Annotated in this window: 9 protein-coding genes; 3 read left to right on the top strand and 6 right to left on the bottom strand. The window is 71.4% G+C overall.

Annotated elements, in window-relative coordinates; genetic code table 11:
- Positions 1 to 10: 10 nt before the first annotated feature.
- Positions 11 to 844: a hypothetical protein gene (locus tag POL25_RS35525; RefSeq protein ID WP_272090791.1), complete on the top strand. Its 834-nt coding sequence runs from the start codon at positions 11 to 13 to the stop codon at positions 842 to 844.
- 6 nt (positions 845 to 850) lie between these two features.
- On the opposite strand, the gene POL25_RS35520 is transcribed toward POL25_RS35525, so the two are convergent.
- Both POL25_RS35520 and POL25_RS35515 read right to left on the bottom strand, forming a co-directional pair.
- Complete coding sequence (locus POL25_RS35520) at positions 851 to 1,702, bottom strand: MBL fold metallo-hydrolase (protein WP_272090790.1); 852 nt, start codon at positions 1,700 to 1,702, stop codon at positions 851 to 853.
- A gap of 160 nt (positions 1,703 to 1,862) precedes the next feature.
- Positions 1,863 to 2,792 (bottom strand): nucleoside hydrolase, encoded by a 930-nt coding sequence (locus POL25_RS35515; RefSeq protein WP_272090789.1) that lies wholly within the window; start codon positions 2,790 to 2,792, stop codon positions 1,863 to 1,865.
- A gap of 505 nt (positions 2,793 to 3,297) precedes the next feature.
- Between POL25_RS35515 and POL25_RS35510 the strand changes: the two genes are divergently transcribed.
- Positions 3,298 to 4,371 carry an ADP-ribosylglycohydrolase family protein gene (locus POL25_RS35510; protein ID WP_272090788.1) on the top strand — a complete coding sequence of 358 codons (1,074 nt, stop codon included), beginning with the start codon at positions 3,298 to 3,300 and terminating at the stop codon, positions 4,369 to 4,371.
- 111 nt (positions 4,372 to 4,482) lie between these two features.
- The gene (locus POL25_RS35505) at positions 4,483 to 4,914 is read left to right on the top strand and encodes a hypothetical protein (RefSeq protein ID WP_272090787.1); all 432 of its coding nucleotides are present in this window, start codon (positions 4,483 to 4,485) and stop codon (positions 4,912 to 4,914) included.
- A gap of 156 nt (positions 4,915 to 5,070) precedes the next feature.
- On the opposite strand, the gene POL25_RS35500 is transcribed toward POL25_RS35505, so the two are convergent.
- From POL25_RS35500 to POL25_RS35485, 4 genes are all read right to left on the bottom strand, one after another.
- The gene (locus POL25_RS35500) at positions 5,071 to 6,456 is read right to left on the bottom strand and encodes a sensor histidine kinase (protein ID WP_272090786.1); all 1,386 of its coding nucleotides are present in this window, start codon (positions 6,454 to 6,456) and stop codon (positions 5,071 to 5,073) included.
- Positions 6,453 to 7,118, bottom strand: a complete 666-nt coding sequence (locus POL25_RS35495) for a response regulator transcription factor (RefSeq protein ID WP_272090785.1) — start codon at positions 7,116 to 7,118, stop codon at positions 6,453 to 6,455. The genes POL25_RS35500 and POL25_RS35495 overlap by 4 nt, the downstream gene beginning before the upstream one ends.
- Positions 7,119 to 7,156: 38 nt before the next feature.
- On the bottom strand, positions 7,157 to 10,249 hold the full coding sequence (locus tag POL25_RS35490) for an efflux RND transporter permease subunit (protein ID WP_272090784.1): 3,093 nt from the start codon (positions 10,247 to 10,249) through the stop codon (positions 7,157 to 7,159).
- An 83-nt stretch (positions 10,250 to 10,332) separates the two neighbouring features.
- Positions 10,333 to 11,757, bottom strand: a complete 1,425-nt coding sequence (locus tag POL25_RS35485; protein WP_272090783.1) for an HTTM domain-containing protein — start codon at positions 11,755 to 11,757, stop codon at positions 10,333 to 10,335.
- Positions 11,758 to 12,019 lie beyond the last annotated feature (262 nt).

Below are 12,019 nucleotides of genomic sequence, written 5' to 3'. Positions count from 1 at the left end.
GCTGGCGGATATGCGCTTACGACTGATCTTGCTGGCGTCGCTGATCGTTGCGATCGGCCTGGTGTTCTTCGCAGGTGGATCGCCGTCGACCGCCGACGGCTCGACGACCGAGGGGGCGGGGCCGCGAGCGGAGGGCGATTCGCAGACGGGGAGCAGCTCCGTCATCGAGGAGGCGTCCCCCGCATCAAAGAATCAGCGGCTGGCGGGGTTCACCGAGGGGCTCGTCGAGCTGCTTTGGCGGGTGCCGCGGCCGCCGAGCCACGAGCAGGCGCAGGCGGCGTCGCAGGTGATCGCGCTGTTCAACACGTTCGATCTCGAGGCGGCGGCGGGTCTGTATGAGAAGCCTTCGGTCGGGCTCGAGGAGTGGGTGCAGTGGCTGCGGGCGCGCGTGGGCGAGTGCGGCGCCGGCGAACCGATGATGGTGAAGGACGAGGCGGTGCGGTACCGCCACGAGTGCGAGCACGGGCAGCTCGAGGTGCAGTTCTCGCTGTCGCCGGAGACCGGCAAGATCGCCCGCATCATGATGGCCGCGCGGGGCGTCGCGCTCGCGGAGCCGGTGCGCGCGGCCGCCGAGGCGGTGATGCGGCTGTACGACCAGTGGGACCCGGCGCTGTTTCGCCGCAGCTTCAGCGAGAAGTTCGAGGAGGAGAAGATCCGCCGGTTCCTGCTCGACGTGCGGTCGAAGCACGGCGATTGCTCGCTCGGCGAGCCCGACCTCGTCAGCGTGCGCGGCACGCTGATCCACCTGAACTGCGAGCGGTCGGTGCGGCTGATGAAGATCGAGCTGATGCAGGAGGAAGACCGGATCAAGATCCTTTCGATCCGCGATCCGCGGCCGCAATGACGCGGCTCACGGGGGGTCGACGGGCAGGCCGCGGTTGGGGCTGAGGATCGAGCGGACGAAGCCGGCGCGGCTGATCTCGCCGCCGGAGCCGAGGTCGGCGAGGTCGGGGCCGAGGTCGGCGTAGACGGCGGCGGCGATGGCCCGCGGGTCGCGGGTGCCGAGGCGCTCGGCGGCGAGGTGGATCCGCGTCGCCTCGCGCTCGATCCAGACGGACATGTCTGAAAGGACACGTGCGCCGTCGGGCTTGATCCGGCCGTGGCTCGGCAGCACGACCAGGTCCGGGGTCCGGGCGGCGATGCGGCGCAGCGAGGCGATCATGTCGTCGGCGGCCGACTCGAACCATCCCTCGAGCGGACGCGAGGTGTAGAGGTCGGCGGTGAGGGCGTAGGTGGTGGCGCCGTCGCGGGCGACGAAGGTGATGTGATGGGGAGTGTGGCCAGGGGTGAGCACGGCCTCGAGGGCGACGGAGCTGTCCTCGAAGACAGCCCCGGGGTCGTAGGGCTCGACGGGGCCGCTGGGCTCGGGGTGGCCCCAGAACAGGGCGCGATATTCGGGGATCCGCGCCGTGGTGGTGACGATCGGGACGTGATGCCGGGGGACGAACACGGGCAGGTCGCCGAAGGCGCGCCGGATGGCGGCGATGTTGCCGACGTGATCCTCGTGCTGATGGGTGCAGACGATCCGCCGCGGGGGCCGATCGCGCAGGAGGGCGAGCAGCTCCTTGGTGGCGACGGTGCCGCCAGCGTCGATCAAGGTGTCACCGAGGCGATAGACGGAGTGCTGGCTGCGACCCGTCGCAGTGGCGAAGGCGAAGGACAGCCGCTCGAAGGGCCCGTGTCGGGTGCGCTCGACCTCCACGCGCTTGGGTTGTAGCACGCCAGGCGCGGCGGGGATCACGAGGGGCGTGAGGCCACGCGCGCGAGGCGGTCGCGGACCTCGATGCCCGTGAGCCGGTGGCGAGCAGACATGTCCATGAGGACAGGGGAGAGGCGCGCGGTGCCGCTTCGAGCCTGGCCCTTCAGACAGGTGGCTCGGTGGCCAGCAGGGTGCGGACGAAGCGGGCGTGGTCGTGGCCGGTGATGATCCACGTGTTCGAGCCCGGGCTCAGGCGCGAGCCCCAGCCGCCGCGGGCGCGGTAGAGCTCGACCTCGGCCCACTCGCCGATCGCCTCGTCGATCGCGCAGCAGGCGGCGAGCGGGTCGTGGAACTTTTTACCTGCGGGCGATTTGTCGAGGTAGACCTCCATGCCCTGCCAGATGCGCTGCAGCGAGATGCTGCGGTGCTTGACGGCGGTCACGGCGGCGTGCATGTCGGCGTCGTAGTAGACGCCGTGGCACACGTTCTTGGCGACGAAGCGGCGCACGCCGATGCCAGGGTGCACGAGCGCGGCCTCGGCCGAGCGCGGGTCGCCGTTGAGGTTGTAGGTCGGGCAGGTGACGAGGCCGCGGAACTTCTCGAGCTGGCGCTCGGGCGGGACCACGCCCTCGCCGGCGAAGCCGCCCTGGACGACGAGGCGGCCGACGCGAAAGTTCGGCAGGCGCATGGCGGCGCCGAGGTTCTTGAGCGGCGCGCCGGTGACGAGGGTGGTCGACTCGTCGCAGTGGGCGTGCAAGACCTCGCCGCCGGGGGCCGCGTCGCGCGAGGGCGGGATGTCGCCGTAGGCCTTGTAGTGCCACGAAGACACGCACACGCCGCGCGCGCCGTGACGGCCGTCGCCGGGGCCGTTGCCCTCGCGGACCGAGCGCGGCTGATGATCGAGGTCGTGCGCGCCGACCGGGATGTCGCGGCCGAACCACTCGAGGGCGCGACGGACGACGCCGACCTGATCGGGGGTGCCGGGCGTGACGGTGACGGCCTTGAGGTTGACCTGCGGGTGGCCGAGCAGCAGCAGCAGGGTGAGAAAGTCGTCGGGGTCGCCGGTCTCCATGTCCCATACGATGTCGATCATCGGAAACCGCTCCTGAAGCCGCGAGGATGCCCGCGCGAGCCCAGGGACGCAATCCGAGGCCGGGCGCGGGAGCGCGGCCGTTCGCGCGCGCGGGCGACGAAGGACATCGCGGTGGTGATGACTGGAGCCGACGGCGCGATGTCGCGGGGTGCTGACAGGTTGGGCCGGGTCGCGGCGTCGAGGTCGACGATTTGTCAGGCGGGCCTGCGCGACGAATTGTCAGCGGGCGCGAGGGCTCGGGTGACGCGTCGAGCGAGCACGAGGCGGCCGCAGCGGGCCACGGCGAGGCGCACGAAGAGGTCGTGCGGGCGCGTCGGAGGCGAAGCCGAGGCATCAGCCACAGCCCCGGCGCTGCCAGCGAGCCGACGCCGATGCTTCATGACGGAGGCGGAGGAGCGTCGCGCCACGATGGCAAGCTTCGGCGAGGGACCGCGAGGCGGCGGTGACTTCCTGTCTGCGCGATGGTTTGGCGCGCGGCTTGCTGTGAGGCGGGCCGGAGGTGCGCATGGAGTTGAGAGACGCGATCGTGGGCTGTCTGCTGGGGGGCGCGGTGGGGGACGCGATCGGCCTGCCGTGGGAAGGATTGACGCGGGCGCGCATCGGCGCGGCGGTCGGCGCGGCGCCGCTGCAGCACGCGCTGATCGGCGCGCGCGGGATGATCAGCGACGACACGGAGCACGCGTGCATGACGGGGCAGGCGCTGCTGACGGCGCCCGACGACTCGCGCGCGTTCGCCCGCTCGCTGGCGTGGCGGCTGCGTGGGTGGCTGCTCGGGCTGCCCGCGAGCATCGGCTGGGGCACGCTGCGGGCGCTGGTGCGGCTGTGGCTCGGCTGGTCGCCGGAGCGCAGCGGGGTCGAGTCGGCGGGCAACGGGCCGGCGATGCGAGCGGCGATCCTCGGGGTGTGCGTGGGCGACGATCCGGTGCGGCTGGCGACGTTCGTGGCTCGCTCGACGCGCATGACCCATAGCGATCCGCGGGCGCTGGCCGGGGCGCTGGCGGTGGCGCGGGCGGCAGCGGCGATCGTGTACGACGAGGCGGCGGACGACCCGGCGGGCCTGCTGGCAGCGCTGGCGGAGGCGGCGGACGATCGCGAGCTGACGGCGGCGCTGACGCTGGCGGCGGAGCACCTGCGGCGCGGAGATCCAGCAGAGACATTCGCCTGCGCTTTGGGACAGGTCACGGGGGTGTCGGGATATATCCACCACACCGTGCCGGTGGCGCTGTATTGCTGGGCGAGCGCGCCGCGGGACGTCGGCGCGGCGGTCGAACTGGCGGTGCGCCTCGGCGGCGACACCGATACGGTGGCGGCGATCACCGGCGGGCTGGCGGGGGCGGCGAGCGGGCCGCGGACGATCCCGCCGCGCTGGCTGGCGGGCATCCACGAGGCGCCGCGCTCGGTGGCGTGGATCACCCGGCTCGGCGACCGCCTGGCCCGCTGCTTCAGCCAGCGACCGGCCCGCAGCGACGAGGGGCCGCTGCCGATCTCGTGGCCAGCCCTGCTGCTGCGCAATTTCAAGTTCACGGCGATCGTGCTGGCCCACGGGTTCAGCCGGCTGCTGCGACCGCGCGCGGCGTGACTGCGGACCGGTAGATCGAGGTTTGCGCGAGGGGCGCGAAAAAATCTTCGGGGTGATGTCGAACCGGCGGGTTCGGCTTCGACGTGGAGGGTGAGGACGAGGAGAACGGCCATGAGAGACCCTGAAATGTCGCCCGACGAGAACTCGAGCCCGCTGGCGAGGGCGCTGTGGCGGGTCGGGCCGGTGCTGGCGGGCCTGGTGACGACGGTGGTGCTGTCGGTGGCGACCGACGCCTTCATGCACGCGAGCGGGGTCTTTCCGCCGCTGGGTCAGCCGATGGCCGACGGGCTGTTCCTGCTGGCGCTGGCCTACCGGGTGGGCTTCGGGGTGGCGGGCGGCTTCGTGACCGGGCGGCTGGCCCGGCGCCGGCCGATGCGCCACGTGGCGGTGCTGGCGACGATCGGGCTGGTGCTGAGCGCGCTCGGGGCGATCGCCACCTGGGGCGCGGGGCCGGAGTTCGGGCCGAAGTGGTACGCGCTCGCGGTCGTCGCCACGGCGTTCCCGACAGCCTGGTGGGGCGGGCTGCTGGCGAACCGGCGGTGAGAGGCGGCGTCGCGGCCGCAAGAGACATGGATCGCGTGCCAGCGCGAGAGGACATGGTCTCTCGGGCATGCTCGAAAGGACATGACCGAGAAGCCATGTCCTTCGGGGCATTGTCTTTGAGGCATGCCCTGGAGGACATGCTTGCGAGGCGGGCCGCTACGCCTTGGCGGAGGCGTCGTCGGGGGCGCGCTTGAGGGTGACGGCGAACACGGCGCCGGGGCCTTCTTCGGCGGCGACGACGACCTCGCCGCCGTAGGCGTGGGCGATCTCGCGGGCGATGGTGAGGCCGAGGCCGGTGCCGCCGTCGTTGGCGCCGCGCTCGCGGGTGCCTCGATAAAAGGCTTCGAAGATCTGCTCGCGCTCGGCGGGCGGGACGCCGGGGCCCTCGTCGCGCACGCTCAGCTCGACGCGGGCCGGGCCGGGCCGGCAGTGGACGCGCACCGTGCCGCCGGCGGGCGTGTGGCGGACCGCGTTCTCGAGCAGGTTGCGGAGCAGCCGCACGAGGTCGTGGGCGCGGCCGACGACGTCGGCGCCCGGGCCGTCCCACTCGATCTTGACGCCCTTGGCGTCGCTCTCGTGGCGGACGAGGCCGATCGCCTCGTGCCCGAGCTCGCCGATGTCGACCGGCTCGCCGGCCTCGTCGCCGGCGGCGCCCATGCGCGCGACGGCCAGCAGGTCCTCGGTCAGGCGGCGCAGACGCGAGGTGCTCTCGAGCGCCTCGCGGATGGCCCGCTCGTACTCGCTGGCGTCGCGCGAGCGGCGGAGCGCGTGCGACAGCTCGCCGTAGAGGGTGGTCAGCGGCGAGCGCAGCTCGTGGGCGGCGTTGGCGACGAAGCGGCGCTGGAGGCCGAGCAGCAGGCCGAGGCGCTCGATCATCGCGTCGATGTCGCGGGCCAGCTGGACGATCTCGCGGTCGCCGTGGCGGAGGTCGATGCGGGCGGCGAGGTCGCCGGCGGCGACGCGGCGGGCGACCTCGGCGATCGTGCGGTGGTCGCGGGTGAGGCGGTGGACGACGGCGAGGGCGACGAGCACGGTCCACACCAGGGCGACGGCGAAGCCGGTGGCCATGGCGCGCTCGAGGAAGCGGGCGTCGCCGTCGAGGTCGGCGCGCGGGGCGGCGAGCAGCAGCGAGATGCCGTCGTGCGAGGGCATGTCGACGTGCACGGCCCGCAGGTGCTCGTGGGCCGACCACAGGTCGAAGCAGTTGCCGTCGGGCGGCGGCAGCTCGGACAGCGGCGGCGGGTCGCGCTGCCACGACAGGGTCTGGGCGATCACGCGGTCGCCGGAGCCGTAGATCACGGCGTACTTGGTGAGCGGCCCGACGTCGTTGGCGAACGGGCCCGGACGGTTGGAGATGGCGAGCTCGTCGCCGCCGAGCTTGTCGGCCTCGGCGGCCTCCTCGCGGGCCTCACGGATGAGGGCGAGGTCGAGCTGCTTCTCCTGGCTGGCGTTGACGGCGAGGGTGACGGCGATCGACGCGGCGCCGAGCGTGACCAGGGTGATGGCCGAGGTCGCGACGACGTAGCGGACGCGGAGGCTCATGGCGGGTCGCGCCGGAGACGGTAGCCCTTGCCACGCACGGTGTCGATCATCCACGCGTAGTCGCCGAGCTTGTCGCGCAGGCGGCTGATCTGGACGTCGATGAGGTTGGAGCCGGGGTCGAAGTGCGTCGCCCAGACCTGGGTCAGCAACTCCGAACGAGCGACGACGCGGCCCTCCTGGCTGGCCAGGCACAGCAGCAGCGCGTACTCGCGGCCGGTGAGATCGACCGGCTTGTTCTCGAGGGTGACGACGCGGCGCAGGCGATCGATCTCGAGGCCGCCGACCTGCAAGCGGCCGAAGCCCTGGGTCCGCCGCAGCAGCGCGCTGACGCGGGCCAGCAGCTCGTCGATCTCGAACGGCTTGACGACGTAGTCGTCGGCGCCGGCCTCGAGCCCGAGCACGCGCTCGGAGACCTCGCCGCGCGCGGTCAACATGATGATCGGCGCGACCGAGCCGGCCCGCCGCAGCTCGCGGCACACGGCGAGGCCGTCGATGTCCGGCAACATCCAGTCGAGCAGAATGATGTCGTACTCGACAGACCGCGCCTGGCGCACGGCGTCGGCGCCGTGGGTGCACTGGTCGGTGACCCATCCCTCCTCCGTGAGGACGCGGGCGATGAAGAGCGCGACCTTGACGTCATCCTCGACGATCAGCGCCTTCATGGGTCTGGAAGCATACACGGCGGCTTTTTGTTCGGACATTACAGATCCGTCACGTTCTCGCTGGCCCGGCGCTCGCGGCGAAGCACCAGCCTCAGCAGGGCAGGGAGGAGGAAGAGGGTGAGGATGGTGGAGGCGCCGATACCGAACACGACAGTCGTCGCAAGCGGCCGCTGCACTTCGGAGCCGGCGCCGGTGGCGAGGGCCATCGGCAGGAAGCCCAGCGCTGCGACGGCGCCGGTGGTGAGGACGGCCCGCATGGTGTGCGAGGAGCCCTTGATCAGCGCCTCGTCGAAGCGGTGGCCTTCGTCGAGCGCGGTGCGGACCTCGGAGGCGAGGACGACGCCGTTGAGGACGGCGACGCCGGCGAGGGCGATGAAGCCGACGGCGGCGGGGATGCTGAACGACATGTCACGGAGGATGAGCCCGGCGAGCCCGCCGATGAGGGCGAACGGGACCAGGGCGAACACGGCGGCTGCGTAGCGGACGTCGCGGAAGTTCCAGAGCAGCATGCCGAAGATCAGGGTCAGGCAGATCGGCACGACCACGGCGAGGCGCTGGCTGGCGCGCTGGAAGTTCTCGAACTGGCCGCTCCAGGTGACCTTGTAGGGCGGGGTCAGCGGCACGTTCTGCTCGACGGCGGCCATGGCGTCGCCGACCCAGGAGACCAGGTCGCGGCCGCGCAAGTTGACCTCGACGCGCACGACACGGATGCGGTCCTGGCGGCGGATCTGCGCCGGGCCCTCGGTCTCCTCGATGGTCGCGACCTCGGACAGCGGCACGCGGTGACCGTCGACGGTCTCGACGAACAGGTCGCCGAGCGCCTCGGGCCGGGGCTCGCGCGGCGGCACCAGCAGGCGGGCGTCGAACCGGCGCTGGCCCTCGTAGACCAGGCCGATCGGCAGGCCGACGCGGGCGGCCTCGACCGCGAGCAGGGCGTCCTTGAGGGCGACGCCGTAGCGGGCCAGGCGGGCGCGGTCGGGCTTGACGGTCAGCTCGGGCATGCCGAGCACCTGCTCGACGCGGAGGTCGCCGGTGCCGTCGATCGGGCGGACGGCGGCGGCGATCGAGTCGGCGATGCGCTTGAGCTCGAGCAGGTCGGGCCCCAGGACCATGATCTGGATGTCGGCGCGCGAGCCGGAGATGATCTCGTTGTTGCGGTCCTCGATCGGCTGCGAGATCGAGACGAAGGTGCTCGGGACCCGCGACTCGATCGCGTCCTTGAACACGACGCTGAGCGAGTCGAGGTCGTGCGCGGTGGTCCAGCCGTCCTTGGGCTTGAGCGGGACGACGATGTCGGTCTTGTCCTTGCCGGCGGGGTCGATGGCGACCTCGGCGCGGCCGGTGAACGCGAGCGTGCCGTCGACCTCGGGGAAGCCGAGCAGGATCTTCTGCACCTCGAGGTCGAGCCGCTTGGCCTCGGTGAGGTTGATCGAGGGCGGGCGGCGCAGGCTGACCACCATGTCGCCCTCGTCGATGCGCGGGACGAAGTCGGCGCCCTTGCCGGCGAAGATGCCGCCGGTGATGAAGAGGACGATGGCGGCGCCGATCAGCAGCGGCCAGCGCATCGTCATCGCCCACGGCAGGGCGCGCTCGTAGCCGCGGGTGAGGACGCGCAGCCAGCCGCTGGTGCCGTGCTTGGCCGGCGGGACGAACAGCACCAGCAAGGCCGGCAGGAACGCCACCGAGTAGACCAGCGCGCCGAACAGCGCGAACGCCATGGTGGTGGCCATCGGCTTGAACAGCCGGCCCTCGACGCCCTCGAGGCTGAGCAGCGGGATGTACACCAGCATGATGATCGCCACCGCGAAGGCGACCGGGCGGACCACGCGGGACAGCGAGGCGGCGTAGGCGTCGGCGCGCTCGCGGTTGGTCAGCTGCTGGCCGGCGAAGGTGGCGATCAGCGCCTCGAGCAGGACGATCGGGCCGTCGACGAGGAAGCCGAAGTCGATGGCGCCGAGCGACATGAGGTCGCCGGCGACGCCGGCCCAGTGCATGCCGAACAGCGCCACCGACATCGAGGCCGGGATGCCGAGCACGCACACGAGCGCGCCGCGGACGCTGCCGAGCAGGACGATGAGGACGAGGAACACCACCGCGGCGCCCTCGAGGATGTTCTTCACCACCGTCGAGAGGGTGCGCTCGACGAACTCGGCGCGGTCGTAGACGGCCTCGATGACGACGCCGGCCGGCAGCTCGGACTGGATCTCGGCGACCCGGTCCTTGACGGCGTAGATGACGTCGCGGCTGTTCGAGCCGAGCAGCATCATGATGACGCCGGCGACGGCCTCGTCCTCGCCCATGTAGGTGACGATGCCGTGGCGCAGGGCGGCGCCGTCGCGGACGTTGGCGACGTGCTTGACGAGGATCGCCGTGCCGTCGGGCGCGACCTTGAGGACCACGCTCTCGAGGTCCTCGACGCCGGTGTAGGTGCCGACGGCCCGCAGGGTGAAGGACTCGGCGGTGCGGTCGATGTAGCCGCCGGAGATGATCGCGCTGGCCGACGACAGCGTCTCGCTGAGCTCGCGCAGGGTCAGCCCGTAGGCGGCCAGGCGGTCGGGCTGGACGACCACCTGGTACTGCTTGAGCTCGCCGCCCTGGGTGTTGACCTCGATGACGCCGGGCACGCCGCGCAGGCGCGGCACGATCTCCCAGTCGAGCAGCGTGCGCAGCTGCTTGCGCGAGTGCACCGGCGAGCGGACCACGAACTGATAGATCTCGCCGAGGCCCGTGCTCAGCGGCGCCAGCTGCGGCGTCGGCAGGCCGTCGGGCAGGTCGCCGCGCGCCTGCAACATGCGCTCGAACACCAGCTGGCGCGCGAACCACGGGTCGGTGCCGTCGCGGAACACCACCGTGATCGCGCTGAGGTCGGCGCGGGACACGGAGCGCAGCTCCTCGAGCCCGGGCACGCCGTTGAGCGCGTTCTCCATCGGGAACGTCACGTTGCGCTCGACCTCCGGCGCCGACAGGCCTGGCGCCTCGGTCAGCACGCTGACCTGGATCGTCGAGATGTCGGGCAGCGCGTCGATCGGGAGGTTGCGCGCAGCGAGGCCGCCGCCCACGAGGAGCGTCAGCAGGAGACCCAGCATCAACAAACGGAGCTGGATCGATTGATGGATGAGCCAACCAAGCATCTGGGCGTGGGCGGACGAGGTCGATCGTCCGCGCTGCCCAGTGGATTAGCGGCAACAGTGTTTCCGGGTCGATTAACCGCGGATTACATCTCTGACAGACGCGCCTCGGCCGCAGGCTCGAGCGGGGCTTCGGGGCGGATCCAGGTTGCCGGAAGCAAGCTTCGTTCGACCTTCATGAGGTCGACTTCCGGGTCGATCAGGAACTCGGGTTCGCGACCGTTGAGCGAAACAGGGGCGAGAGCACGGATCTCGACATCGGGGATGCCCTCGGCGCGCAGCTGTTCGCCCAGGTAATGTGCGAGCTGCAAGATCATCTCGGGTCGGCCTGTCATCTCGGACAGTTGCCACCGCTTGATCTTGCCGCGCAGGTCGATCTTCCACGACTCGCCGGTCGTGGGGTCGGTGGCGTGGTAGGCGACGCTGCCGCCCTTGTCGCGCAGCTTCATGCGCCACGAGAACTTGTGGCCCTCTTCGGTCCAGGCGACGTCGCCGGGGTAGAGCCAGTGCCGCAGCGGGAACAGCAGCTGCCAGGCGGTGTAGACGCCGAGGAACGTCAGCAGGCACTTCTGGCCGCGGCCGAGTCGGGTCGGCAGCGGCGCGGGCGGCAGTGCGGGCTTTGCCGCGGCCGGCGGCAGGCGCAGCAGGCGGCCGAGGAGGTCGCGGAAGCGCCGCGGCCAGTCGGGCGGGAAGTACATCAGCGTCGCCGCGGCCATCACCCACGGGAAGATGCCGATGGTGAAGATGTTGCCGTTGATGAAGTGGAAGCCGAGCGCCGCGACGAACGCCCACGGCCGGGTGCGCCGCCACAGCATCGCCGGGACGATGAAGAGGTCGAACAGCAGGCCGCCGTAGCTGAAGAAGTAGACGACCCACTCCTGGGTCATCAGCGGGCCGACGATCGGCCGGTCGGCGCGCTCGGCCAGCCACATGCGCATCGGCTCGCCGCGCAGCCAGTCGGGGTTGAGCTTGGCCAGGCCGCCGTAGACGTAGGGGATGCCGATCTGCAGCTGCACGAGCCGCAGCGCCCACTTCGGCGCGGTGTCACGGCGCAGCTTCGGCCGCAGCCAGGCGTCGACCGAGAAGGCCCGGTGCGCCGGCACGAAGATCATGATGAAGGCGATCAGGCACAGCAGGTAGATGTGGTTCAGGTAGCGCGCCTGCTCGAGCAGGAACATGTAGCTGAAGCCGAGGAAGAACACCGCGGCGGCGAGCCGGTAACACAGGCCGATGGTGATGCACAGGGCGGCCAGGCCGAGCACGCCGAAGTGCACGTACATGCCGTCGCCCGCCCACGGCCGGACCCACTCGAAGCCGTAGTAGGAGAAGTGCAGCGGCGGGTCGATGTAGTAGCGGGCGATCCGCGGGATGTAGCGGACCACCTCGGCCATCATCAGCACGCCGAACGCGACGCGGAAGCAGACCAGCGAGGCGATGTCGACCGGGCCGAACAACCGCGCCCACAGCGGGGCGCGGGGCGGAGAAGGCTCGTGGTGTTGGCGTTCTTCCATGTCCGTCGCGATAGCGCCGATCCGCAGCGTCAGATTGTTTCCTGGGCCACACCCGGAGCGGCCGCGCCACGGGTCCACACGGACACAGTTCTATCAGCTCTCCGCGGCCTCGTGCGCCGGCTTGCGCGATCGTCATGCTGTGCGCCGCGCGGCCACACGCGCGCCCGCGGCGGTTCGGGCCGCGGCGCGAGGAGACCACCGTTCGGGTCGCGTTCGCCGGGCCGCTGCACGTGGCTCACGCCACGTCGCGCGCGGACGAGCG

The sequence above is a fragment of the Nannocystis bainbridge genome (genome assembly GCF_028368995.1).
In the GTDB taxonomy this organism is placed as follows: domain Bacteria; phylum Myxococcota_A; class Polyangia; order Nannocystales; family Nannocystaceae; genus Nannocystis; species Nannocystis bainbridge.
This window is presented reverse-complemented; position numbering and strand designations above follow the sequence as displayed.